Source organism: Tamilnaduibacter salinus, from assembly GCF_003096655.1.
Lineage (GTDB): Bacteria > Pseudomonadota > Gammaproteobacteria > Pseudomonadales > Oleiphilaceae > Tamilnaduibacter > Tamilnaduibacter salinus.
Map to the genome: position 1 here is coordinate 253,611 of NZ_QEKQ01000003.1, position 23,331 is coordinate 276,941.

Annotated in this window: 24 protein-coding genes and 1 pseudogene; 12 read left to right on the forward strand and 13 right to left on the reverse strand. The window is 61.8% G+C overall.

Annotated elements, in window-relative coordinates; translation table 11 throughout:
* Positions 1–91: 91 nt before the first annotated feature.
* Positions 92–520, forward strand: a complete 429-nt coding sequence (locus tag C8D92_RS06200) for a thioesterase family protein (protein WP_095610308.1) — start codon at positions 92–94, stop codon at positions 518–520.
* Here C8D92_RS06200 and C8D92_RS06205 read toward each other — a convergent pair.
* From C8D92_RS06205 to C8D92_RS06220, 4 genes and pseudogenes are all read right to left on the reverse strand, one after another.
* Positions 510–1,817 carry an MATE family efflux transporter gene (locus C8D92_RS06205; protein WP_243402386.1) on the reverse strand — a complete coding sequence of 436 codons (1,308 nt, stop codon included), beginning with the start codon at positions 1,815–1,817 and terminating at the stop codon, positions 510–512. The two genes, C8D92_RS06200 and C8D92_RS06205, sit on opposite strands and share 11 nt — an antisense overlap.
* 378 nt (positions 1,818–2,195) lie before the next feature.
* Positions 2,196–2,352, reverse strand: a pseudogene (locus tag C8D92_RS06210) (methyl-accepting chemotaxis protein); the annotation flags it as partial.
* The gene (locus C8D92_RS06215; protein WP_116918753.1) at positions 2,313–3,023 is read right to left on the reverse strand and encodes a PAS domain-containing protein; all 711 of its coding nucleotides are present in this window, start codon (positions 3,021–3,023) and stop codon (positions 2,313–2,315) included. The gene C8D92_RS06215 and the pseudogene C8D92_RS06210, both read right to left, overlap by 40 nt.
* Positions 3,024–3,460: 437 nt before the next feature.
* The gene (locus C8D92_RS06220) at positions 3,461–4,513 is read right to left on the reverse strand and encodes an AraC family transcriptional regulator (RefSeq protein ID WP_116918754.1); all 1,053 of its coding nucleotides are present in this window, start codon (positions 4,511–4,513) and stop codon (positions 3,461–3,463) included.
* Positions 4,514–4,812: 299 nt separating this feature from the next.
* Here C8D92_RS06220 and C8D92_RS06225 point away from each other — a divergent pair, with 299 nt between their 5' ends.
* A complete protein-coding gene (locus tag C8D92_RS06225) occupies positions 4,813–5,805 on the forward strand; it encodes a fatty acid desaturase (protein ID WP_207775125.1) in 993 nt (330 codons plus the stop codon).
* Positions 5,759–6,262, forward strand: coding sequence for a GNAT family N-acetyltransferase (locus C8D92_RS06230; protein ID WP_116918755.1), 504 nt, complete (start codon positions 5,759–5,761; stop codon positions 6,260–6,262). Before C8D92_RS06225 ends, C8D92_RS06230 begins: the two co-directional genes overlap by 47 nt.
* A 12-nt stretch (positions 6,263–6,274) precedes the next feature.
* On the opposite strand, the gene C8D92_RS06235 is transcribed toward C8D92_RS06230, so the two are convergent.
* Entirely contained in the window at positions 6,275–6,565 is a 291-nt protein-coding gene (locus tag C8D92_RS06235; RefSeq protein WP_116918756.1) for a type II toxin-antitoxin system RelE/ParE family toxin, read from the reverse strand.
* Positions 6,558–6,779, reverse strand: coding sequence for a TA system antitoxin ParD family protein (locus tag C8D92_RS06240; protein ID WP_116918757.1), 222 nt, complete (start codon positions 6,777–6,779; stop codon positions 6,558–6,560). The genes C8D92_RS06235 and C8D92_RS06240 overlap by 8 nt, the downstream gene beginning before the upstream one ends.
* 190 nt (positions 6,780–6,969) lie before the next feature.
* Here C8D92_RS06240 and C8D92_RS06245 point away from each other — a divergent pair, with 190 nt between their 5' ends.
* On the forward strand, positions 6,970–7,467 hold the full coding sequence (locus C8D92_RS06245) for a zinc ribbon-containing protein (RefSeq protein WP_116918758.1): 498 nt from the start codon (positions 6,970–6,972) through the stop codon (positions 7,465–7,467).
* A complete protein-coding gene (locus tag C8D92_RS06250) occupies positions 7,434–8,000 on the forward strand; it encodes a Mut7-C RNAse domain-containing protein (RefSeq protein ID WP_116918759.1) in 567 nt (188 codons plus the stop codon). The genes C8D92_RS06245 and C8D92_RS06250 overlap by 34 nt, the downstream gene beginning before the upstream one ends.
* A gap of 25 nt (positions 8,001–8,025) precedes the next feature.
* Here the strand turns inward: C8D92_RS06250 and C8D92_RS06255 are convergent, their stop codons facing one another.
* A complete protein-coding gene (locus C8D92_RS06255) occupies positions 8,026–8,826 on the reverse strand; it encodes a substrate-binding periplasmic protein (RefSeq protein WP_095609954.1) in 801 nt (266 codons plus the stop codon).
* Positions 8,827–9,357: 531 nt separating this feature from the next.
* Here C8D92_RS06255 and C8D92_RS06260 point away from each other — a divergent pair.
* The 4 genes from C8D92_RS06260 to C8D92_RS06275 all read left to right on the forward strand — a co-directional run bounded on the left by C8D92_RS06260 (position 9,358) and on the right by C8D92_RS06275 (position 13,974).
* Positions 9,358–9,990: a hypothetical protein gene (locus C8D92_RS06260; RefSeq protein WP_165819238.1), complete on the forward strand. Its 633-nt coding sequence runs from the start codon at positions 9,358–9,360 to the stop codon at positions 9,988–9,990.
* Positions 9,991–10,139: 149 nt separating this feature from the next.
* Positions 10,140–11,336 carry a hypothetical protein gene (locus tag C8D92_RS06265; protein ID WP_133243111.1) on the forward strand — a complete coding sequence of 399 codons (1,197 nt, stop codon included), beginning with the start codon at positions 10,140–10,142 and terminating at the stop codon, positions 11,334–11,336.
* On the forward strand, positions 11,333–11,839 hold the full coding sequence (locus tag C8D92_RS06270) for a hypothetical protein (protein ID WP_116918762.1): 507 nt from the start codon (positions 11,333–11,335) through the stop codon (positions 11,837–11,839). The genes C8D92_RS06265 and C8D92_RS06270 overlap by 4 nt, the downstream gene beginning before the upstream one ends.
* Complete coding sequence (locus tag C8D92_RS06275; RefSeq protein WP_116918763.1) at positions 11,839–13,974, forward strand: hypothetical protein; 2,136 nt, start codon at positions 11,839–11,841, stop codon at positions 13,972–13,974. The genes C8D92_RS06270 and C8D92_RS06275 overlap by 1 nt, the downstream gene beginning before the upstream one ends.
* Before the next feature lie 22 nt (positions 13,975–13,996).
* Here C8D92_RS06275 and C8D92_RS06280 read toward each other — a convergent pair whose 3' ends face one another.
* The 3 genes from C8D92_RS06280 to C8D92_RS06290 form a co-directional block, all read right to left on the reverse strand.
* Complete coding sequence (locus C8D92_RS06280) at positions 13,997–15,586, reverse strand: sensor histidine kinase (RefSeq protein ID WP_116918764.1); 1,590 nt, start codon at positions 15,584–15,586, stop codon at positions 13,997–13,999.
* A 203-nt stretch (positions 15,587–15,789) separates the two neighbouring features.
* Positions 15,790–16,425 carry an NAD(P)H-dependent oxidoreductase gene (locus C8D92_RS06285; protein WP_116918765.1) on the reverse strand — a complete coding sequence of 212 codons (636 nt, stop codon included), beginning with the start codon at positions 16,423–16,425 and terminating at the stop codon, positions 15,790–15,792.
* Positions 16,409–17,365, reverse strand: coding sequence for a DMT family transporter (locus C8D92_RS06290; RefSeq protein ID WP_116918766.1), 957 nt, complete (start codon positions 17,363–17,365; stop codon positions 16,409–16,411). Before C8D92_RS06290 ends, C8D92_RS06285 begins: the two co-directional genes overlap by 17 nt.
* 109 nt (positions 17,366–17,474) lie before the next feature.
* On the opposite strand from C8D92_RS06290, the gene C8D92_RS06295 reads away from it, so the two are divergent.
* Positions 17,475–17,972: a MarR family winged helix-turn-helix transcriptional regulator gene (locus C8D92_RS06295; RefSeq protein ID WP_116918767.1), complete on the forward strand. Its 498-nt coding sequence runs from the start codon at positions 17,475–17,477 to the stop codon at positions 17,970–17,972.
* A gap of 59 nt (positions 17,973–18,031) precedes the next feature.
* On the opposite strand, the gene C8D92_RS06300 is transcribed toward C8D92_RS06295, so the two are convergent.
* Entirely contained in the window at positions 18,032–18,640 is a 609-nt protein-coding gene (locus C8D92_RS06300; protein WP_116918768.1) for a PEP-CTERM sorting domain-containing protein, read from the reverse strand.
* A 170-nt stretch (positions 18,641–18,810) separates the two neighbouring features.
* On the reverse strand, positions 18,811–20,193 hold the full coding sequence (gene dbpA, locus C8D92_RS06305) for an ATP-dependent RNA helicase DbpA (RefSeq protein ID WP_116918843.1): 1,383 nt from the start codon (positions 20,191–20,193) through the stop codon (positions 18,811–18,813).
* A 224-nt stretch (positions 20,194–20,417) separates the two neighbouring features.
* Between dbpA and C8D92_RS06310 the strand changes: the two genes are divergently transcribed.
* A complete protein-coding gene (locus C8D92_RS06310; protein ID WP_116918769.1) occupies positions 20,418–21,161 on the forward strand; it encodes a dienelactone hydrolase family protein in 744 nt (247 codons plus the stop codon).
* A gap of 44 nt (positions 21,162–21,205) precedes the next feature.
* Here C8D92_RS06310 and C8D92_RS06315 read toward each other — a convergent pair whose 3' ends face one another.
* Positions 21,206–21,919, reverse strand: coding sequence for a hypothetical protein (locus C8D92_RS06315; RefSeq protein ID WP_116918770.1), 714 nt, complete (start codon positions 21,917–21,919; stop codon positions 21,206–21,208).
* A gap of 348 nt (positions 21,920–22,267) precedes the next feature.
* Here C8D92_RS06315 and C8D92_RS15655 point away from each other — a divergent pair.
* Positions 22,268–23,331, forward strand: a 1,064-nt coding sequence (locus C8D92_RS15655; RefSeq protein WP_165819239.1) for a COG1361 family protein, incomplete at its 3' end; no start/stop codon positions are given.

Below are 23,331 nucleotides of genomic sequence, written 5' to 3' on the forward strand. Positions count from 1 at the left end.
CGGCGCCCCTGTCCTGAAGCGACAGACCCTCTGGCAAATGGCGACAGGTCACGTGTCCGGTACAATGGCGGTTTTTCCCGGAGGTCCCATTATGGCGCGTATCCAGCTCTCCTACCCGGATGAGGTCTTCATTTTCGCCACGGAACTGCCCGTGCGCATCACCGACATCAACGGCGCCAACCATCTGGGTAACGACGCGCTCATCTCGATGCTTTCTGAAGCCCGCGCCCAGTTCCTGGTGGAACACGGCGTGGCGGAGACCGACCGCGAGGGCGAAGGCATCATCGTGACCGATCTGGCCACCATGTACCAAGCCGAGTCCTTCTACCCCGAACGCCTGCGCTTCGAAGTCGGCCTCACCGATTTCAACAAATACGGCGGTGACTTCGTCTTCCGCGTCACCAAAGCCGAGACCGGCCAACAGGTGGCGTTGGCCAAGTACGGCTTCGTGTTCTTCAACTACGTCGAGAAGAAAGTGGTGCGCATGCCAGAGGCCTTCCGGGCGCGGTTTAGTGATTGATTCGCCGCGGTTTCCGCGGCGAAATATTCTGTGCCTGAAGCCGCCCCATCCCCCACCGGTACAGCAGATACGCCTGTACCCCGGCCAGCAGGTTGCCAATCAGGGCGCCGGTGAGCAGGCCGGGGATGCCGGCGATCCGGGAGCCGAGCCAGAGGCTGGGCAGGTAGCAGGCGAACAGGCGCAGCACGGAGATGAGCAGGGCACGCATGGGCAGTCCCAGGGCGTTGCAGACCGAGACCATCAGCATGCACACGCCCAGACCGCTGTAGCTGAGCGGGACGCGCAGCAGGTAGTCGTGCAGGATGGAGGTGACGGACGGGTCCGCTGTGAAGATCTCTGAGACGATGCCCGACAGAGCCAGCCAGATCAGGCCGATGGCGAGCTGCCAGACGATCACGAAGCGCACACCGATGCGGATCAGCTCGCGCACCCGTTGCAGGTGCCCGGCGCCGAGCATGTGACCGATCATTGGCGGCATCGCCATGGTCAGCGCCAGTACCACGACGATGGAGAAGAACTCCAGCCGTGTGCCCAGGCCCCAGGCCCCCACCGCGGCCGAGCCGAATCCGGCGACAATGGCGGTGGCGAGACTCGCCGCCAGTGGCGGCATGAGCTGGCTGGTCATGGCCGGCGCCATGATGCCGAACAGCTCGCGGACGGCCCGGAACAGCCGCAGGTCGCCCAGCCCGAAGTGCAGCCAGCCGCGTTTGAGCAGCGCCGGATAAACGATCAGACACCCGGTGCCGAATGCCGTCACCGTCGCAAACGCCGCCCCGGGCAGGCCCCAGCCGAAGACAAAGATATAGAGGGGGTCGAGTCCGATGTTGATCAGACTGGTCAGCACCATCAGGAACCCGGGCAGGCGGGTGTCACCGTGGGACCGGCTCAGGCTGTAGCCGAAATACAGGACCGCGCCCAGCCAGGCGGCGCCGAGCCAGACCAGCCAGTAGGACGACACCAGCGGCACCAGCGACGGTTCCGCTCCAAGCCAGTCCAGAATCGTCTGTCGCAGTGCCCAGATCAGCGCCAGCACAACAAACACCAGCGCGCCCCCCAGCAGTACGACCAGACCGCCGAGTCGCCGGGCCCGGTCGGTGTTCCCGGCACCGAGCGTGCGGGAGATGATGGCCGTCGTCGCGATTCCCAGACCCACCTGCAGCCCGATGATCAGCTGCTGCATGGGCACGGTGAAGCCCTGCGCTGCCAGTGGATCCCGTCCGAGCTGACCGATGAAGATACTGTCGATGAGCTGGAAACTCATCAGCGACAGCACGCCGATCAGCATCGGCCAGGCCATGGAGAACAGTTGCGGCGCCAGCGGCGCGTTGGGGTCTGGGGAGCGGCTCACAAGGTCGTCCGGCGGTCCGGTGGGTTCGCAAAGGCGCCATTCTACCAGCCGGGCCCAAATGAACAGAGCATGGCCGTATCGTTATTTGAAGGTTCCGATCGTTACGACAATGACGGCCTACTCACGGTCTGTGACGGGTTCGGATGGCCAGACGACCGGTCGCGCAGGCAGGCGGCTCAACCCTCTCGTGATACGGCCCATTTGACGTTTTCGTGCCGATGGATGACCAAACGGGAGCCTGGTGCTGGGTGCGGTGTCAGTCTTCTTCATTCAGACGCGCCAGAGAGTCTGAGAGCTGCTTCATCAGAGACTGGTTCTCGGAGACGACGTCGTTGATTTCCCCTGCGGACCGCCCGGCGCGGGCCGCAAGATTGCGGACTTCGTCGGCCACGACGGCGAACCCCCGGCCCAGCTCGCCTGCCCGTGCGGCTTCGATGGCCGCGTTCAGTGCCAGCAAATTCGTCTGCTCGGCGATGCCATTGATACTGGACACCATGCCACTGATCCGGTTGCCGGACTCAAGGATTTGGTGATGCGTCGGTAGTCTGCGGTCTGGAAGCGCCCCTGACGCAGATCGTCCCAGAATTGGCGATAAGCCGGGCTCCGCGCTTCGTCCGGATCCACAAAGATGCGGTGGTGCTGGCCCTGTACCTCTTCAAGGCGGTAGCCCAGGAGATTCAGGAAATTATCATTGGCGGTCAGAATGGTGCCATCAAGGTCGAACTCGATGACGGCCTGGGCACGATGGATGGCGGCGATCTGGGATTCGTTATCGGCCTGAGACAGCTTTTTATCGGTGATGTCCGAGGCGAATTTGATCACACGCGTCACTCTGCCGCGCTCAACAATCGGCGTGTACGAGGCCTGAATCCAGACAGGCTGCCCGCTTTTGGTGATGCGTTTGAATTCGGCGGTCTGGGCCTTGCCACCGGCCAATGCGGACCAGAATGAGCGATATTCGGCGCTGTTTGCCTCGGCATCGGTCACAAAGAGGCTGTGGTGGCGACCAACAACCTCCTCTCTCTGGTACCCCAACAGATCCAGAAACAGCGTGTTCGCGTCGATGATGGTGCCATCCGGCTTGAATTGAACGACGGCCTGTGTGGACTTGATCGCCTTCAGAACCGCCCCGGCTCCCGAGCTTGCCCCAAACATCCACTCTCCTTGTCACACAGATGTTGCATAAGAATAAGATTAGAGTGTGAACTCATTCCCGTCCAACGTCTGGTGGCGTGAGGTGATGGCCTTGTTCGAGGCGACAACGGGGGACCTATTTGTCGTTGTGTGACTCGATTTGGAACCACCAAACCTTCACCAGCACGCCTAGCCCGCATTTCTCACCAAGGACGACTGGAATGTCAAAAAAACCGTTGAGGGCCATGGCGTTATGGTATTCATTAACACGTTTCCCGAGATCCAAATTGGATCTGTTCGGTTTTGCGCGCCCCTGGCTTCACATCTGGGCCAAATGGCCCTTGGACGGGGCTACGGCCACGCCCGGCGGTCCATTTGACCCACCTGTTTCCCCAGGAACACGCAAAATCCGAACCCTTGGTGAGAAATCCGGGCTAGCTCTTCGGTTTTTCAGAAGCTCAGTGGGTTAAGGAATTAGCCCGACGGGACACTAGGCGGAACCGCCCGGGGCTGACCCCAAACCAGCGGGAGAATGCCCGGGAGAAGTTGGACGGTGTCTGGTAGCCCAGCAAGTCCGCAATGTCAGCGACGCGGTAACGGGCGTCGGTCAGCAGGTGTGCGGCGGTGTTTTGGCGACTTTCCTCAATCAGCGCGCGGTAGGATGTGCCGAGCGATTTCAGCCGCCGGATCAGGGTTCGTTCCGACAGGTGCAGTCGATCCGCCATCTGCCCCGACGTGGGCGGCGGTACTGGCTCGCCACGGTCACTGACATTCTGCTCGAAGTGCTGACGCAGCAGTGTCTGGAGAATCAGGTCCAGCGTGGCGGTGCTGTCGCGCTCGGCCACGATCTGCTCGCATTTCTGGAGGTTGAGCCGGTGGGCCTCGGGATCGCTGAGGGGAGACGGACGGGTCCAAAGGTGTTTCGGAACGCGTAGCGTGAAATCCCCCGTTTCCGGAAAGTCGAGCGTTGACTCGAATTCCTCTGCGAGAGCCCGGCGGGCGTTCGCTGGTGTTCCCGGCAGCGCCAGGGTGGTTTGCCCTTGGCACGGCTGATTGATAATGGCCCCGATCAGCGTTTCCAGACCCCGAAGGAAAATCAGGCAGAAAGCCCGGTGATACGTCGGATCGCCCGTCGTGTCGCGCACGCTGATGGCGATCTGCCCGTTCTGCTCCCGCGTTGTGGCCCGGTAGCCGGGGGTCCGGATCGGCTCCCACCGCACGAAAGTTGTCAGTGCCTGCCCGACGGAGGGCGCGCTCAGCGCGGCAAAGCCGACCGTGCCGTGACTGGTGATCCCGACCCGTGAGCCGAGCTTGGCGGGCCAGGCCGGATCGTTGCTGTATCGCTCCACATTGCGGACCACCGTCTGAACCGTGGAGAAATCCACGGCATCCAGCGTATCCACATCACGGCGGGCCAGGCCCGTTCCCTCCAGTATTCGCTCCGCCGGCGCAAAGGACTGGCTCAGCAGGATCAGCAGGTAGGTTTTGCTGGTGGGGTGATCGGTCGGCATTCCATAATCCGAGTGGCATTAAATGAATAGAGAATAGTCATTTAATGAAAATCGTGTCCAGTCCGTCCTCTCATACCGTGAGCGTTAGGGAACCTCTGAAACAGTCACTGATGCGAGGCGCATGGAGCGCAGAAAGCAAGGCCTGCCTGACTGGCAGGTGAGCTCTTGACCGGGGGCGCGCACGCCCACCGCGTAACAAAGACATTCGCCATAGCAGGGACTGTTTCAGAGGTTCCCTGGTGAAATCGATACCGTCGGCCCGTGTGAGGTCGACGAGCTGACGACAGGGAGAGAGGACTGTGGAACCGGATCTGCGACATCTCAATCAACAGGCCATTGACCAATCGAAAGCCTATTGGGGCGACGTGGCGCTCGGGACCGTGATGGTCACGGGTGTTGTCACCCTGGCCTTCGTAGCCAACCTGTTTGCCTGGGCGACGGGTCTGTTGCCGTTATGGCTGGCGACGGTTCTGCTGGGGGCGCTGACGTACCTGGCCTATACGCCGCTGCACGAGGCGGCTCACGGCAATATCCGCGGCCGGGAGGTGCGTTTCCGGTGGCTGGAGGATGTGTGTGGGTATCTGGCCGCACAGATCACGCTGCTCCCGCACGCGACCCACCGGATAGAGCACATGGCACACCACCGTCACACCAACGACCCCGAGCGTGATCCGGACTACCTGATTCATCGGATCGGGCACGGAGAGATGCTTCGCACGTTGCTGCGCTTTCTCCGACACCTCCATGCCCACGTTCTGACCGCCGGGACGCCGCGTGTCGCCCGTCGTGACAAGGTGCGCCATCTGACGGAGATGGTGGTCGGTGTCGGCTGGCGGATCGCGTTTCTGACGCAGGTGCCTGTGGTGGAGGGGCTGGTGTTGCTGGTGGTTGGGTATCTGCTGGGCGTGGTGTTCACCGTCTACTGGTTTGCTTACCGACCCCACCATCCCTATACGTCGCAGCAGCGCTATCGCAATACCAACAGCTTTGTGATGCCGGCCTGGATGACACCGGTTCGCTGGTTCTGGATGGGGCAGGATCTTCACACCATTCATCACCTGTTCCCGCGCGTGCCGTTCTATCGCTACCGCGCCCTGTTCCGGGACATTGAACCGATCCTGCACGAGCAGGGTACGCCCGTTCTCGGGCTGTTCAGCCGCGCACCGATTGACCCCGATAGTGTCTTTACCACCGGGCCCACAACGCCGACAATCGCGGGTTCAGCAGCCCACCGGAGCGATTGCCGTGTCAGACGTGACCATCTACTACCTGGAAATGACCCGTCCCGCTGATCTGAACCCGGTCGGGTCGGGCAACGGTCTGTCCGTGGTTGAAGCGGAGATCGACAACCACGCCGTGAACCGGTTTCTCTATCAGCACATCGGTGGGCCCTGGCAGTGGACCGACAAGTTGGGTTTTACGGACGAGGATTGGCGGACCTATGTGGAAGACCCGGCCCTGCGGACCTGGCTGGCCTATTATCGGGGCTCCATCGCCGGTTACTTCGAGCTGCTCCAAGCCGACAACGGCGACGTGGACATTGCCTACTTCGGGCTGGGGCCCGGATTCATTGGCCGGGGCTTTGGCGGGTATTTCCTGACAGAGGCGGTGCGCCAGGCCTGGGCCATTCCCGGTGTTCAACGGGTGACCGTGAATACCTGTTCGCTGGATCACCCGAGCGCACTGGCCAACTACCAGGCGCGGGGGTTTCGGATTGTCGATGAGATCCGTGGTGAGCCAGGGGCGTAGCCGGTGACGACGTCATGAGCGTCGTTTGATGTCGCGATAGAAATATTCGTGGGAGCCGAGGGCGATCAACTCAAGGACCAACGCTCCGTCGTCGAATCGGTATCCGAGCAATGTCGGTTGTTTGTTCATCCTGAATTTATGCACCCGAAGAAAAGCAAGATCGCCTTTCTTCTGCTCTCCGATGGCTGGATCGGCCATCAGGTCCTTGACGGCCGAGTCCAGGTCTTTTTTCTGATTTGGATTGAGCTTTTTGACCGCTTTTCTGAAGGTCGGGGTCTGTAAGACATGGGCGATCTTAACCAAAATCGTAAGGCTCCAGCTTCCCAGCTTCCTGCTCGGCCTTCGCAATGATGGCTTGTCGGACGAAATCGTATGGAAGGTCCGGATTGTCCTCCATCATTTCGCCGATTTTTGCCCAGTGCTCGATCTGTTTCGGCGTGGTCCGATTCAACGCTTTGGCAATGATCGTCGCCTTTTCAACCAGTTCTTTATCCAGGCGTATGCTGTTCGTGCTCATGGTGTCACCTCACTGCAGTTCGTCTGAGTGTAGCAATTTGCCACAAATGAAGCAATTTGTATCGACCTTGCAAGATGCCGTTGTCGATCCCATGCCCGTGGGTAGCCGTACGATCACGACGAAGCAGCTGGCCGTGAGCGTGTTTTGCGCATATCTTAGACATTGACGGTATTCACAGGAGGTGCCGGTAATGAGTGACAGCGACAAGAAATGGACCGAGACGTACGAACGGTTTGCGGAGAAGACCCGGTCGTTCTTCGAAGCATCGCGGGATAAAACCGTCCACTCGCTGGAGGAGGCGATGGAGGGCGCCCGTGAAGCGTTCGAAAAAGCAGGGGATCTGACCCAGGAAGAGAGTCGCCAGTTCCGGGACTACCTCAAACGGGATCTGAACGAGACCGGCAAGGATTTTGACCGCTGGAGCCAGTGGGTGCGTGAACACGCCACCACCTCGCGTGTGTCCGCCGGGTTCCTGGAGCTGGCGTCGCACTTCGCCAGGGGCGGTCAGGAGCTGATGGAAAAGCTGTCGACCTGGGCGAACAGCACCGGCGTTTACCACACCGGTGAGATGGCGGCACCGGGCGTGTTCCACTGCCGGAATTGTGATGAGGAAATCCACTTTAAAAGCGCCGGCCACATCCCGCCCTGCCCGAAATGCCACAAGACGGAATACCGACGGGTCGGATAGTCATCGGCGAGCCCGGGGCCGAGCCACGGGCCCCCTTTTGCCCGGTTGCCCCGCTGCGCTTTCTCTGCGATGAGATGCTGAACGGCTTTGCCCAGTGGCTGCGCGTGGCCGGCTACGACACGGTGGTGCCAGCACCCGGCCAGCCCGATCGGCAGCTGATGGCACAGGCCCGTGACGAGAACCGCTGGCTGATTACGGCGGATGATGATCTGCTGCAGTTCGCGGACGCGCCCCTTTACGTCATCCACCTGACAGCGGATAGCGAGGAATCGCGGCGCCGGGAACTGACCCTCCGTGTGGATCTGGACTGGTGTGTCGCGCCGTTCAGCCGCTGTAAAACATGCAACACGCCCCTGGAGCGGGCCAGCGATTGGCAGATCGCTCATTTCCACCCCGGTGCGGTACCCGCGGATCAAACCACTGTCTGGGCCTGTCCTGCCTGTCGTCAGCTCTTCTGGGAAGGCAACCACGTGAGGCGGATGCGCGGTGTGCTGGAGACGATGAATGGCTGGCGGAAGCCACGGAGCGACTGAAGTGCGGCTCGACAACCGATGGGCCTCACTGTGACGCGTTAACGTCCTGCGCGGTCGGTAGCCGGTCCTGCACGTTGAAGCGCTGAGCCAGCGCCTGATACGCCGGTTCCGCACGGAACGCGTTGAAGGCGTTGGCAAACTGTTCCGCGATGGCCGGGTCGCCTTTGAGCGAGAAGGCCAGATACATGCGTTTGCCGGGGAAGGCCGCAGCGGGCAACTGCTGGATGCGGTCGCCGAGTTCCGGGCTTTCCTCTCTGGCCAGCTCCAGTGCCCGCATGCTCCCGAATACGGCGTCGTAACGCCCGTTCAGAAGCATCCGGAAGAGTTCCGACTGGGAGACGGTGGGTTGGCTGATGGGGGCTCCCTCATCAATCAGTTTCCGGACCCGATCGCTCATCAGATAGCCGTTGGGTACCGCGGTGTGCCAGGTCCGAACCATCTCCCGCAGCGGTTCCGAATAATGGATTTCGTCGGACCGCTCTCGATCAATGTAGAGCGTGGTGCGGGACACATGGAGCAGATTACCCGGCAGGAAGCGGGCGAACTGGGCTCGATCGGGCGACCGGGCCACATAGGTCACCGCATCCACGCGGCCCTTGCGCAGCGACATCATGGCGCGCTTCCAGGGTTCGCGTTGAATCCGGATCTCCCAGCCAAGCCGCTCGGCTACGGCCCGGACCAGCTTCACATGGAACCCGGTCAGACGGTTCGATTCGTCCAGATACTCGAAAGGGGCGTTGTTGGCGGCTTCCATACCCACGACCAGGGTGACGCTCCAGGCCCAGGACGGGAGAGCAAGCAGGATGATCAGAAGAACTCGTTTCATGTCGAAAACTGCGTGCTAACGATAAAGACAATCAGTTTGGCCCAGTCGGGTCACGGCGTCCATGTTTGTACCAATGCGGCGGTTTTGTGCTTAGGTCGCTCTAGATTTCGCAACAACGCGCTCTGCCCGTTACAGACCCTCTGTCATGGAACAGACCCAATCCCGTGATTCGCTTGGTGCGGCCGTGCTGGCCTCGGCCTCGTCGGCTCGATCTGGAAGCCGTCCATTTGTGGTCGCCCCGGCCCAGGGCTCCAGCGTGGCGTCGGCGGCTCGAGGTGTGGATAAGGCCGGAGCTGTGGCGTCAGAAGCAGTCGGAGTATGCCTCGTCCTGCCTGATCCCCCTTTTTTTGACTCCGATCACGGCCCCGGACGATTCGATTTGACCCCGGCATGACAGAAACTTAATCTTAGGTTGTTTTTGCGAAATGTTCGTTTTGCGATCTGTTGGTCGGTCGGCCTGTTGCTGGAGTGTTCGTCCAATGTGGTCAGCCGACACAGCTTATTCATGGACCAGAAAGCTGGGGCAGTCACGTGATGTCTTTACAACGAAATGCGGTGTGCCTTCTCTCTCTCATGATTCTGTCCTTTGGCGTCGTTGCGCAGGATCTCAAAAAACAGGCCACGCCGATGCCTGCAACGACGGTGAACACCGGAGACTCCGGTGGTGGAATGCAAGCGACAACGGTGAAAGCTCAGCAGCAGGTAATGAGCGTGCCCAATGCCGGCCTGAATCAGATAGCCAGTAACAGTGACTTCATTCTGGAGATCCCTGTTGAGTTCCAAGGCGACGGCACCTTCGGCCCGGAATACGGCAGCCGGCAGGGCGAGAGCTACAGCCAGGTCGCGGTGAGCTGTCTTCTCAATTTCCACGATAAGGACTGGGACACGCCGGACATCGTCGAGATCCGCAAGTCCAAGGTGATCACGCTGGGCCCGGATAACTCGTTCAGCGGCACGGTCCGGATGGGCATCGCGTACTCAGGCGTTGTTGAAGAAGAACTCTCCGGTGCAGGCGTCTATGTTCAGCCGAACGTGACGGGGAGCTCTTCGGCATGTGAGTTACAGCTGATCGCGGCGGATGGCCAGCGGGTTGAGGTTCAGGAAACCGGCGCTGATTACCGGTCATCGGTTGATCTCATCAGACCCGTCAACGACATCCTCTAGAGTGGCGCGGGTGCTGCCTATTCGTAGCGGCGCCCATTTTGTGTGGATCCATGGACCGCACTGCGTGATTGTGACTCTCAGCTTTGAAGGTTCTGATGCAACCAAGTTGTCGTGGACCAAACGCTCGACGAAGCACCCGGTCTTTCAGGATGCCTCTGGCTTCGGTGGCGGTGTGTGCTGCGATTGTGATCGCCGGCACACCGGTCTCGTCGTTGGCACAGGCCACGCCCCAGGTAACGCTCCCGGCGCTTTACTATACTCAGTCATCGGGCAGCCAGGCTCTGGATGTTGTTCGCACAAAGCCTCTCCGGTACGGAATGCGCCCGTCTGACAGCCCGCCCGCCACAGTCCGGACGCAACCGTTGCGTTATGGGTTGCGGAGTACGGCGGACAAGCCCGATGTCGTGAGTCTGCCGGTTCTGCGTTTTGGGGCACGCTCGGGAAAAGCGCCGACGGTACGCACCCCGGCATTGCGGTTTGGCTCCGGTGGAGGCGCCAAGCCCGTCGTTCGGACCCCGGCGTTGCGGTTTGGTCGCTCCCGGGGAGCGGTCGCTACCGTCAGCACCGGCGCCCTGCGGTTTGGCGTTCCGCAATCGGGGCCGCCAACGGTGCGCGTACCGGCGCTCCGGTTTGGTGCCGAAGGCGGTCCCCGGGCCATTGCGACATTGCCCGCACTGAGGTTTGGCGTCGAAGCGACCCCTGATGAGGTCGTCACTCTGCCGGCCCTTCGGTATGGCGTGACGCCAGGTCGGACAGAGCCGCGGTCTGTTGAATTCCGGCTGGTCCGGGTAACACCGCTTGATCCGAATAACGCCATCAACCCATTCGATGACCGGGACGTGATCGACGCCATCGACAAAGCAACGACACCGGAAGACAAGCCGGTCGCGCCCGCCCCGACACCATCGCCAAATCCGCAGCCCGAACCGGAGCCCGAGCCAGCGGCCCTTGCCTTTACCAACGTTCCGACGGGGGGAGTCTTCACGGCCAGCCTCAATTTCGTGCCCTCGGCAGACCCGCAGCAGTGGTCGGTCGCCGAGGGGCCGGACGACACCGTTCGGTCGGATGCGGCTTTCGGATTCGATGGTCAGTTCGTCACCGGGGGCTTCGAGTTGACCTTCGAACCAGGCATGGGGTGGTCCAGTCCGGGGCTCCCAACCACCCTCGTGCTGGCGAGCGAGGGTCCCGGATTCGAAACCCGGACGGTCTCGTTTGATCTGACCCGTCTGTCCGACGGTCGTCGCTTTCGCGTCACCGCCGACGTCTCGGCCGGTTCCGATGGCGATATCAGTGTGTCCTCCGCCAGCGGATGGGATTGCTTCACCAACACGGGGAGCTGTCCATGATCGATCGTCTGCGAACAGCCTGGCTGATTGGGAGCGTTGTGGCGCTTGGGCTCATGCTTGTGGTTCCGGACGCGTTGTCCCGTTCCTTTCGCGACTTCACCCAGATTCCGACACCATCGGCGTTGCCGGATGGAGCAGAGCGGATTGAGTCGTTGCAGCGCCTGGACCGCGAGTTGGTGCTTGAGGGCGTCAACGCCATTCTCTCCGCGTGGAATCAGGGCCAGCTGGACACCATTCTGGTGCAGGATTTTGTGGATGCCCAGAAGCTGTCGGATACGGTCCTGACCGAGGTTCCCCGCGACGCCCGCCTGGTGTTGCTGTCGATGCGCAGTTACAGCGTGATCAGTCAGCATCGGGTGGCGGAGCCCGGTGATGGTGATCGTCGGGTGAGCCGGGTCGCGGTGACCGTCCGATTGCAGCTGACGTTCAACGACCCGCGGACCGGCTACCAACGGCTGCCGAGCACCAGTGAATTCATCCTAGAGATACGTGAACCGATCTGATGGCGATGTTCAGGCTGACAGTAATGGCGGTGAGTGGGGCGGCCTGGATGGTGCTGGGTGCGACCGCCAGCGCTGGTGAACTGGATCAGTGGCGAGTCGACGCAACCAATCGGCTCCAGACCGAGCACTATGACAACAGCGGGAATGCGGCCGCCTCGCCCTATCCGGAGGAGGGACGGCAGACCTACGACGAACTCAGCGTCAACCTGAACCGGCGCTACTCCCCCTTTGAACGGATGAACGTCTCGCTCAGTGGTGTGGCGAATGACTCGGCTTACCGGGGCCAGTATCAGGGGGGCAATCTGGAGCGTGCCCGGGTGTTCTGGGAGAAAGGCAATGGGTCGGTTCCCCTGCGATTGGAAGGGGGAGATATCTATGCGTATCAGACGACGCGCACGATCCAGACGAGCCTCAAGGGCGGTCAGGCCGAGTTCCAGCCTGATCTGGGCGCATCAGATCATTCCATTCAGGTGTTTGCCGGTCAGCAGGCGGCGACCTATCGTGATTTCGACGGGACCCAGCCGACCTTTGCCGGTGGCTCCTGGCTGATGGAAAGCGCGCGCTTTGGCGCTCTGTCTTTGAATGCCACCCATGGCCGACAGGAACCGCTGAATCAGAAAGCGCGTGACCAGCAGGTGGCATCCGTTGCCCACGCAATTCCCTTTTCCCTCTGGGCCCAGGAGCTTCAGCTGGAAAGTGAGCTTGCCTACCTGCAAGGCGACGTGGCTGGGGAACGCAAAAAGGATCAGGGGTATTACGGGGAGCTCTCCGGTCGTAGCCGGGATCTGCCTCTGAGTTATCGCGCGTCCTATTCCCTCTATGGCGAGCACTATCAGCCGTTCGGCGCAGCAGTGAGTGCCGACCGGCGTGCTGTAGAGACGAGTGGCACCTGGCGATTCCAGAACGGGCGGTTTCTCCGGGCCCGGCTTCTGGATTACCGCGATAACGTGGAGGCTGGGAACACCACAGACACCCGTACCACGGGTCTGACCTACGGTGGTCCGTTGCTGGATTGGGGGCCTGTCCGGGCTTTCGGCAATATTGACGGTTTCGTGACTGAGAGTGAGGACGAAGCCGGGAATCGCCACACCCGCGATGCCACCCTTAACGCCAACGTCACACTCCCGGTCACCCAACGCGTCAGCACACGCGTTGGCCTGCTGGGCCAGGTCCGTGAGGACCGGCTGGTACCGCGCACGACCGAGTACCTCCGTCAGGTGAGCGCCGCGGTAGACTACCGTTTTCAACTGGCGGGCCTGACCGGGTCCATCTCCCCGGGGCTGCTCTACCGCGAAAGGGCGGGCGACAATCAGGACAGTCGGGATCTGAACCCAACTCTCAACGGGTCTCTGCGGCGTGGCGATCATGCGCTGCGGTTTGCCTATAACAGTCTCCGCCAGGAGGTCTGGGAGCCGGGCCGGTCGGACGTGCTGACTCAGCAGGCGTCGCTGCAGTACGACTATCAGTACCACCAGCACCGGCTTGGCGTGGAGGGCCGGTACTACGACCGGCAGCCAGAGGGCATGGGTGATACCTATGCCTCTCGGATCGGTGTCTTCTGGGAATACCGGTTCAGCCGGGCGCCGTCGGCCACGTCGAAGTCGCGACCGCAACCGGCCGCCCCGGACACGGCGGTGGGTGTGACCGGTTTTGAGCCCGGCATCGCCAGGGCCGAGGTAACCGATGGGCTTCAGGGGCGCGGGTTGGGAGCCCCTCGTGGCGAAGGCGATCTGATTGTTTATGACACGCCGGTTCTGGACGATATCCAGCGCCGCCAGCAGCTTGTGTACGAGTTCCGGGGGAATGCGCTCCAGTCGACGAACCTTATTATCGGGTTCGACGGCATTGGAGATGGGCAATCCGCCCGGCGAGTATTCAATGAAATTCTGGGCAACCTCGTCCTGCAGTATGGGGCGCCGGATGTGCAGATCAATCAGGGTGCCTTCGGGCCTGATCTGAGCCGCCGCCTGGCCACCGGGCAGTTCGCCCGGACCTACCAGTGGGATCTGGACGGCCGTCTGCTGCGGTTTGGTATTCCTTCCCGCATTGACGGCGTGGTCCGAATGGAGCTGCGCTATGCGAACGAACTCCCGCCAGCGGAGCAGAATGATTGGAGCCTGCAGGCGCTCCCCTGAGGCGTTGGATAGCGCGTCGCCACTAGGTCGATGCCCCCGACGTTGGTTTGGCGTCAGCGAGGCCGGTATGGGCTGCCAACGCCACCGTGAACACGGTGCCGGCCGAGCAGGTGTCGTAACGGATATCACCGTTCATCTGTGTCATCAGGCCCTTGCAGATTGCCAGGCCCAGTCCCGTCCCTCCCATATCGCGGGTGCTGGAGCCGTCTGCCTGCGAGAAGCGTTCGAAAAGCCGAGGCTGGAACCATTCCGGAATGCCGGGCCCCTGATCGGCGATGGAGAGAGACCATTGATCCGCCTCCCGCTGAGCTGAGATCGTCACCTCGCCGCCGGCGGGTGAGAACTTGATGGCGTTGGACAGCAGATTGGTCAGCACCTGACGCAAGCGCTGGGCGTCCGCAATGACACAGGCGTTCGGGTCCATCTCGCTCACACGCAGATGAACCTGTCTCCGGTCGGCCAGGGTCTGATTGTCGGCCACCACCGACGTGATTTGCGGCTGGACAGCGCAGGGCTGGAGATGAATGGGCATCCGGCCGGCAACGATCTTCTCAATATCCAGCAGCTCGTTGATCAGTTGGGTCTGGTGGTCGCTGTTGCGCCGGGCCATGGTGACCAGTTCCTGGGCCTTGTCGGGCAGTTCGCCGGCGGCCCCCCCTTCCAGCAGACCCAGCGTGCCCCGGATGTTGGTCAGAGGCGTGCGAAGCTCATGGCTGACCGTGGCGATGAACTCGTCCTTGAGTCGGTCGGTTTCGGCGCGAATGGTGTCGCGACGGGCCCGCTCCCGTTCGTTGTGGCGGAGCAGGGCCGCAATCATCAGAAGTATGATGAAGAGTGCGGCATACAGTCCCAGCCGGAAGGTCAGGATGTCACGGCTGGGTTCTCCCTGGACCGTCAGCCGCCAGGTGGCTCCGGGGAGTTCGAGGCCCATCGTCTGCTGAGGTCCGTCTTCATCAATGGCTTCGCCCCAGATACGTTCGACCGACCCGTCACCATCGCCCGTTCGCCTGGCGAGCGCGATATTGAGTGCTTCCTGCCGGGCCTCCATGGTCAACGGCGCCAGCAATTCCCCGGAGTCCATGACGGTGCTGATCAGTCCCCAATACGCGCCGTCAATGAAGATCGGGTGGCGGTAGATCAGTCCATTGCCCCCTTGAATCAGCGCCAGCGGACCGGCGAGCACCGGTTTTTGGGACTCGATCATGCGCCGGACGTCGGGCCACTGAGTGGGCAGGTCCGGGTAGTACAACCCCAGCGCCGACTCATTGCCTTTCTCGGGGAAGATGAACTGGATGCGGTTGTTCGGTGCGATGCCGATATTGATGATCGCATTGGAGTTGGCCCGCATCCGTTTCAGCCATGCCTTGATTCGGTCCTCTTCGAGTTGACCGTTCTGGCTCTGGATGTACGAAACGAGGCCGACGGAAAGGTAAATGGCCTGGGTCAGGCTGCTTTCGAGTTCCGCCCGGATTTTGGCGCCTTCATCCAGAAGCTCACGCTGAACCCGGTGCTCGATGGCGTTCGTCAGCGGCCACATGATGGCCTCGACGATGAGGACCCCGATCAGGGCCGCTACCAGCAGTTTGTTGCGAAGTGAAGAGAGTATCGCCACGGGCTCCGGGGTCCTGACGCAGTCTGTGCAAGGCTGGCATCAGTCTAGCAGAGCCTGGCGGAGCGCCTTGCCATTCCGTGGCAGAAGCGTGCCCGCCGGCCTCCTCCCTCTCGTGGCCCAGCGCCGACTCTTCGGGTGCGGCCAGCTCGGCACATCACAGCCTACATGTTCCTGACTGCCGGTATCCCGTTGGTTCCGGCAATTCAGCCGACGGACTGGATCGTCCGCTCCCGGGGCCAGCGGACTTTCTTCAGTCCGGCCAGCCAGTCCGTGTCGGTATCCCGGTAACCCAGTGCCACCAGCACGACGCTGCGCAGCCCTTGTGACTGGAGATCCAGCAGATGGTCCAGCTCCGCCGGGTCAAAGCCCTCCATGGGGGAGGCATCCACCTGCTCCAGGGCGGCGGCGCTGAGGGCATGACCAAGGCCGATGTAGGCCTGTCGCGCGGCCCATTCCACCCGCTGTTCCGGTGTTTTGCCTCGCACCGTGCCCTTGATCGTGTCCCGGTAGGCAGCAAGCTCTTCCGACGGCACGCCGCGTTCCGCCGCAATGCGGCCGATCAATTCGTCCACGGCGCTCTCCTCCACCGGGTCCCACGCGGCAAAGATCAGCAGGTGGGAGCACTCTGTGATCTGGGGTTGCTGTGCTGCCTGGTCCTGAATGCGCTGGCGCAGGGCCGGGCTGTCGATGACCAGAACCGTGTACGGCTGCAGCCCGAAGGACGATGGGGCGAGGTGGATGGCGTCCAGGATGCGTTCGATCCTGTCGGCCGGCACCGTGTCGCCGTTCATGCGCTTGGCCGCGTAGCGCCAGTTGAGGGCGTCATTCAGTACGGACATGTCGAGGTTCCTCCGTGTTGGTGACATGCGTTTTTGCGGATCGATGGAAGACAATCAGACCGGCGGCCACCAGGGTGCCGGCCAGTGAGAGGTTCGGAGGTGTCGGCTCACCCAGCGCAAAGACCGCAATGACGGTCCCCACCACAGCGGCCACCGTGCCGATCTGGCTGAGGTAGACCGGACCGGCCAGGGCCTGAAGAACGAAGAAGAAGTGATAGAGGGTGGCGAAGATCAGGACCTCCAGACCCACCAGACCCACGAGGGTCGGGGAGCGGAACAGCGCCGGGACCCCACCGTCTTCAGTGATCAGGGACAGCGGCAGCAGACTCAGGGCGGCCCCGAACATCATGAGCGCCGCGAGGAACATCGGGGACGTGTTTGCTGGCCATCGCCAGGTCCGGTAAATGTTGCCTGCCGCCAACGCGATCGGCATGGCCAGGACCAGTGCCGCCCATATTGGATCACCGGGACTGCTGCCCGCCTTGGAAACGGCCAGGATGACACCGCCCGCCAGCGCCAGCAGAACGCCCAGCAGCCGAAGGCCCTGGAACCGCTCCATGCCCAGGACGACCGCCATCACCCAGGTGACCAGGATCGGAAAGGCAAAGCTCAGGGAAATGAACCCCGCCCCGACGTGCCGCACGGCGAGAAAGCCCATGGCATTCGGAACGGCCATCAGAACGCCCGATACCAGGGCGTACTCCACGGTGCGCCGGTTGAGGGGCGTGGCACGGCCCTCTCCGGTGGTGAGCAACGCCAGAATGATGCCCGCCCCGGCCAGCCCGGTCATCAGGAACGTCAGCCTTGGCGCGCCGGCCTGGTCGGCCAGTTTGGCCATGATCAGCGATAGCGCCAGAAAGGTGCCTACGAGTAACAGGCAGCCAAGGGCGTAGAGTTTCTCCCGGCCAGTCGCCTTGTGCGATGGAATGCGCTTCGCCATGATGGGCTCCTGTCTCTTGGCACCAAGATGAAATTGAGCGAGTATCTTTTCAAAAAGTATCTTAACGTAAAGATAAAAGTATCTTAGCATCAAGATAAAAAGAGGCGCAATGAGTCGAGTCAAGCTCGCGACAGAGCAGTGGCAGCAGGAAATGCCGGAGCTGGATCTGCTCCCGATGGAAGTGCTGGGGCGGCTGGGCAGCGCGGCCCGGCAGGTCACGCGGGACTATCTGGAGCCGTTCTTCAAGTCACATGGCCTGCATCAGGGGGAGTTCGATGTGCTGGCCACGCTGAGACGATCCGGCGAGCCCTATTCGCTGGGGCCGACGCAGCTTTTTGAAGCGCTGATGGTCTCGTCCGGTGGAATGACCAATCGGTTGGACCGCCTGGAAAAGGCCGGGCTGATCGTCCGTTCGCCCCACCCGGAGGACCGGCGCAGCACGATGGTGACGCTCAGCGATGATGGACTGGCACTGATCAACCGCATCGTGCCCCTGCATGTGGAAAACGAAGCACAGGCATTGTCCGGCCTGACCCGGTCCGAGCAGGCGCAGCTCAACGAACTGCTGGGCAAGTTGATCGACGGGTGGGTGGAGCGTGACGGCTGAGCGTTAAGATCGCCGGCACCCGGCGCAGGGCCGGGGGGCGATGGGACCGGTGCGGGCGCTTAGCGCCGGCGGCGGGACAGGCCCAGACCCGCAAGGCCCAGTCCGAGCAGGGCGAGGGTGCCGGGCTCCGGAACCTTGGCGGTTACCCGGACATCGTCCACGAAGTTGCCGATGGTGCCGTCTGGACTTAGGCTCTTGAACTGGATGCGTGACAGGTTGGATTCCGCCTTGAACATACCGGAGAACAGGCTCCATTCACCGGTCGTGTGGTCGTTCAGCGTCCAGGACTCGTCGGCTGCGGCGAACTCAAACACTTCGCTGTCGTTGGCACGGGCGCGGTAAGCGAATGCCACGTTGTACCACTGGTCGGCGACGGTGGTGATGTCCTGATAGATGCCGAAGGGATCAATCTGGTCCGGGTGGGCATTCAGCTCGGCGAACTGGTCACCGTCAACGGCATTGACACCGTTGAAGCTGTCCCAGATCTCGATGTTGTCGCCATCCCATCCAGGCACTTGGCTGGAGGTGAAGTACTCCCAGCTGCCGGAATCGACGTCGGGGTTCTCAAAACTGCCATTGGTGATGAGGTTGGCATGGGCGGAGCCGGCGCTAAAGACCAGGGCGCCAACGAGCAGGCTGTTCTTGGCGAAACAACGGAAGGACAACATAACGCTCTCTCTCTTCGCAGAATGTGGTGAATCTTTGGGATTTAAAGCAGAGAGTGTGCCAGGTTGAAATAATGCCTTTGAGAGAGTCAGTTAGCGATTGCCGGAAAGTCTTGAATTCCTGATCTGTAAATTATTTCGACGTATGTCTCCGTGATGTCGACGTGGATGTGTCAGAGCCGACGCACCCGGAACCGGCGCCCCTTGAGCTTGCCATCCCGCAGTTTGCGCAGGGCCGGTTTGGCCGCATTGCGCTCGACGGCGACGTAGGCGCAGTGGTCGAACAGATCGATCTTGCCCACCTGTTTGCCCGCGATGCCGTTTTCGCCGGTCAGCGCGCCGAGGATGTCGCCGGGGCGGACTTTTTCCTTGCGGCCGCCGTCGATCTGCAGCGTCACCATGGCGGGCGGCTCGGCCGGGCGTTCCAGAAGGCGGAACGGCGGCAGCGCCTCGGGTTCGATGCTCAGATCCAGATCCGCTTCCAGCCGTACGGCCTTGTGTTCTTCCTTGCCCGTATAGAGCGTGTAGGCGGCGCCCTTGCTGCCCGCGCGACCGGTGCGTCCGATGCGGTGGGTGTGCACATCGCTGTCCCGGCCGATGTGGTAGTTGATCACCGCATCCAGTGCGTCGATGTCCAGCCCTCGTGCTGCGACGTCCGTGGCCACCAGCACCGAGGCGCTCTTATTGGCGAAGCGCACCAGCGTCTCATCCCGCTGCTTCTGGTCGAGATCCCCATGCAGGGCGAGGGCGGTAAAGCCGTGTGCGCACAGCTCATCGGCCACTTCCTGGCTCTCACGCTTGGTGTTGCAGAACACCACCGTGGATTCGGGGCGCTGCTGGAGTAGGAGCAGCCGCACGGCAACCAGCCGTTGTTTGTTGTCCTGCAGCCGGAAGAAGTGCTGGCGGATGCTGCTGTGATCGTGCCCGCCCTGAATGTGGATGTGCTCCGGGTCATCCATGAGCTGCCCGGCCATCGTCTGAATCGACTCGGGGAAGGTCGCGCTGAACAGCAGGGTCTGGCGACGTGTCGGCAGCTGCTCGACGATGGCGTCGAGCGCCTCCTGAAACCCCATCTCCAGCATGCGGTCCGCCTCGTCCAGCACCAGCGTGCCGACCTGGCTCAGGTCCAGCGTCCGCTTGCGCAGATGATCCTCAATCCGCCCGGGGGTGCCGACAACCACATGGGCGCCATGTTCCAGCGAGCCGATCTGTGGGCCGATGGGCAGACCGCCGCACAGCGTCAGCACCTTGATGTTGGCAATGGCCCGGGCCAGCCGGCGAATCTCCCGCGCGACCTGATCGGCCAGTTCCCGCGTCGGGCACAGCACCAGCGTCTGCACCCGGAACCGCGACGGTTCGAGCCGGTTGAGCAGGCCCAGCCCAAACGCCGCCGTTTTACCCGAGCCCGTGCGGCCCTGACCGATCACATCCCGACCGGCCAGCATGGGTGGCAGGCTCCTGGCCTGGATGGGCGTCATGGCGGTGTAACCCAGTGACGCAAGGTTCTCCAGCAGCGCTGGCTGCATTGCCAGAGACGAAAACGGGGCGTGACTCACAATCAGATCCTCGGAATTCAGGGGGTATGACCGGGGAATGGGGTCTTGACGATCGGGTGCCAAGGATAAAGCACAACGGGGCCGATGGATACAAATTCATCAATTCCGGGATGTCGCCTGGCGCTGACGCAGGCACCGACACTTCCCGGGCGCACCGCCCAATGCCCCGGAAAATTCTGACATCATGGCCTTGATACCCCGGCGCAACCAATCGGGAGGCCACCATGCATCGAGCAATCGAGATTCCGTCCGCTGACGGCGTGATCGACGCCCATATCCACACGCCGGACAACGCCACCGGCCTCCTCCCGGGCGTGGTGCTGTTCACCGACATCGGTGGACTTCGGCCCTGCTACCACGAGAAGGCCCAGACCATCGCCGACGGCGGCTACGCGGTCCTGATGCCGAACATCTACTACCGGGATTCAGTGGGGCGGGTGGTGCCTGAAGGCCGGTCGTTCCGGGACGAGGACGTGCGCGAAATCCTGCTCGGATACGCCGGCAAGCTGACGCCGGAGGCGCAGGCCCGGGACTTTGAGGCGTTGTTGGCCGGCATCGACGATGAGACGGTCTTCGCCGATGGCCCGCTGGGCGTCACCGGCTACTGCATGACCGGTGGGTTCGCCCTGCGGATGGCGGCGTCTCATCCGGACCGGATTGCCGCAGCCGCCGGCTTTCACTCGGCCCGGCTGGCGGATACGGAAAACCCCGACAGCCCGGTCCACATCGTCCATTCCATTCGCGGCCAGGTCTATCTCGGGCACGCGGATCGGGATGAGCTGATGCCGCCCGAGCAGGTCGGCGCGATGGACCAGGCACTGGCGACAGCAGGCGTGCACTTCACCACCGAGCTCTACAAGGGCGCGGCCCACGGCTACACCGCCACCGATGCACCGTCCTATGATGCGACCGCCGACGCACGTCACTACCGGCAGTTATTCCGGTTGCTGGCGGATGCGTTGGGGTAACCGATGCGTTTTCTGGAGGCGTCATTCGAACGCTCGTCCGGCCGTTACTGGCGCTCCTCCTCCAGAATCGATTCCAGCAGCGTATCGAAATCCATATCGATATCGCCCTCGGCCACCGGTCCGGTCAGAACCACCATGGAACCCTGTAGTCTCGGGTCCTCATCCAGCCGGAGCAGGTCCGGGTGGATCACGGTCTTTACGGTGTTCTTCACAAACCCGGGTGCACGGTGGAACTGGCGGCGCAGAAGCCGGGGGATGAGGGCGTCGTCCGGCTTGCCACCCAATGTGTGCTGAACCGTGTACTCCCGCTCGTTGACCAGGTATTGGCAGAGCGTTTTCATCACCGGTGTGTCGGCGTTGTGGATCACCAGAGTGCCCCGGGAGGCGAGCATCTTGTCCACGTAATACAGCGACACCAACGCCTGATCGTATGGGCCCACTTCGTTGATGATCGCCAGATCCACGGACCGGTTCTGGAAATACAGATCCGGCAGCACCTCATCCGCTGGGGTCCAGTTCAGCTCCACCACGTCCATCAACGCGTCCACATTGCGCTGGCGGACCGCCTTCAGAAATTCCGCGTGTTGAAGGCGAGTGCCCGTCAGCAACGTCATCGCCGCATCGTCCAGTGTGTTCAGTGTCTGACAGGCCGACAGCGTCAGGTCGAAATCGCCGAGGCCGACCTGGAGGACTTCCTGGGGCGTCTGGTCACGGATTACGGACGTCAGAAATGCGGTGAGCGAAGTGTCGTGGGTCATGGGCCTATCCAAAAAACGGAAGCGGGCAGAGCCCGCATGGTAGCGGCCTGACGCTATTGAATCCTTGGCTCTATGACAAGGAATGCCAGTCCGAAAGGTCAGCTTGGTGGCTGGGGGGTATACCCGCTGATGGCCTCAGCAATGGCAATCATGAACTCGATCGGCCCGTCTAAAGCACATGACCCTCAAGTGGGTGCGTCGATGTTCTTTACACACGGACCCCGGAGCGTCGGAGCTGTCATCGGGTAACCGCTTGAAAGCGTGCCATGCCAGGAGCGGGGGAACGATTCGTGCCTGAATCTGCGGCGCAGTCACATCCCTTCCGAACCTGACAAAAGGAGCTATGTCATGGTTTCTTTTTCTTCACGGAAGAGGTCTTTGCGCTTGAGATTTGTGTGGTTCGTGCTGCTGTGCCTCTTTTCGACCCCTCTATTTGCGTTATCCATTGATGTTTCGGGTATTAATAACCCGGTCGCGCCCAACGGGTTTACTTACTATCGCATTGTTGTTGGCAACACAGACGGTGCTGATCGCACCAATGTGATGGTGACGGCCCCCGTTCCGGAACACAGCTTCTTTTCAGAAGCCAATGCCCTGCCGGCGACGGATGGGTCATGCAGCGTCAGTTCCTGCCAGTTTGGCGAAACGGCCGTGTGGAACCTCGGTAATCTGTCGGACGGCGACAGCAAAGTCATCACCGTGCCTTTCAGGGTGGCTTCCAGTGCCCCGGCGGATGCCGAGCTGGCCCTGACGGCAACGGTGACTCATGACGGCGATAGCGTTGGCCAGTCGGCGACCTATACAACCACGGTGAAAGTGGATCCCGTCGCTCGGGTTTCGCTATCGTCGAAGAAGCAGGTGATCGAATCCGGAGCGACCTCACGATACGAAGTGAGTTTTGGCAATATCAGCGCTTCAACGTTGCTGGATGCCGAGGTGGCGGTCACGCTGCCCGCAGACGTTACCTTTGCGAGTGCCAGTGATGGCGGAACATTATCCGGGAACACGATCACCTGGGATTTATCCAATCTCAGTGCGAATGCCGGGGGCAAACGTTTTTTCACTGTGACGTCCGATGGCGGTCTTGAGGATGGCGCTGTCCTGGCTTTCAGCAGCGTATTGCGCAGTGAGGGCTCCGATGTGGCCCAGGCGAAGGAGTCCAATGTTGTCAGAAATAATGTGGGCCTCACACTGGATGTCACCACGATCGGCGACCGCTCGCAGCCGGACGACCTGATTTACTACCGCTACGTTGTGGCCAACAAGGGGGTGACCGACCTGGCGGACGTCACGCTGGATATGATGGTGTCCGAACGGACCGTCTTCCAGGAGGCTCGTACCGCCCCGGTGACGACGTCGAGTTGTTCGATCAGCACCTGCCAGCCGGGCGAGTGGGGATCTTTCGCCATTGG

Excerpts from the sequence above, each read along its gene's own strand:
- C8D92_RS06200 (WP_095610308.1), top strand. The coding sequence starts at position 92 with ATGGCGCGTATCCAGCTCTCCTACCCGGATGAGGTCTTCATTTTCGCC.
- C8D92_RS06205 (WP_243402386.1), bottom strand. The coding sequence starts at position 1,817 with ATGGCCTGGCCGATGCTGATCGGCGTGCTGTCGCTGATGAGTTTCCAG.
- C8D92_RS06215 (WP_116918753.1), bottom strand. The coding sequence starts at position 3,023 with ATGTTTGGGGCAAGCTCGGGAGCCGGGGCGGTTCTGAAGGCGATCAAG.
- C8D92_RS06220 (WP_116918754.1), bottom strand. The coding sequence starts at position 4,513 with ATGCCGACCGATCACCCCACCAGCAAAACCTACCTGCTGATCCTGCTG.
- C8D92_RS06240 (WP_116918757.1), bottom strand. The coding sequence starts at position 6,779 with ATGAGCACGAACAGCATACGCCTGGATAAAGAACTGGTTGAAAAGGCG.
- C8D92_RS06245 (WP_116918758.1), top strand. The coding sequence starts at position 6,970 with ATGAGTGACAGCGACAAGAAATGGACCGAGACGTACGAACGGTTTGCG.
- C8D92_RS06250 (WP_116918759.1), top strand. The coding sequence starts at position 7,434 with ATGCCACAAGACGGAATACCGACGGGTCGGATAGTCATCGGCGAGCCC.
- C8D92_RS06255 (WP_095609954.1), bottom strand. The coding sequence starts at position 8,826 with ATGAAACGAGTTCTTCTGATCATCCTGCTTGCTCTCCCGTCCTGGGCC.
- C8D92_RS06265 (WP_133243111.1), top strand. The coding sequence starts at position 10,140 with ATGCCTCTGGCTTCGGTGGCGGTGTGTGCTGCGATTGTGATCGCCGGC.
- C8D92_RS06270 (WP_116918762.1), top strand. The coding sequence starts at position 11,333 with ATGATCGATCGTCTGCGAACAGCCTGGCTGATTGGGAGCGTTGTGGCG.
- C8D92_RS06275 (WP_116918763.1), top strand. The coding sequence starts at position 11,839 with ATGGCGATGTTCAGGCTGACAGTAATGGCGGTGAGTGGGGCGGCCTGG.
- C8D92_RS06285 (WP_116918765.1), bottom strand. The coding sequence starts at position 16,425 with ATGTCCGTACTGAATGACGCCCTCAACTGGCGCTACGCGGCCAAGCGC.
- C8D92_RS06290 (WP_116918766.1), bottom strand. The coding sequence starts at position 17,365 with ATGGCGAAGCGCATTCCATCGCACAAGGCGACTGGCCGGGAGAAACTC.
- C8D92_RS06295 (WP_116918767.1), top strand. The coding sequence starts at position 17,475 with ATGAGTCGAGTCAAGCTCGCGACAGAGCAGTGGCAGCAGGAAATGCCG.
- C8D92_RS06300 (WP_116918768.1), bottom strand. The coding sequence starts at position 18,640 with ATGTTGTCCTTCCGTTGTTTCGCCAAGAACAGCCTGCTCGTTGGCGCC.
- C8D92_RS06310 (WP_116918769.1), top strand. The coding sequence starts at position 20,418 with ATGCATCGAGCAATCGAGATTCCGTCCGCTGACGGCGTGATCGACGCC.
- C8D92_RS06315 (WP_116918770.1), bottom strand. The coding sequence starts at position 21,919 with ATGACCCACGACACTTCGCTCACCGCATTTCTGACGTCCGTAATCCGT.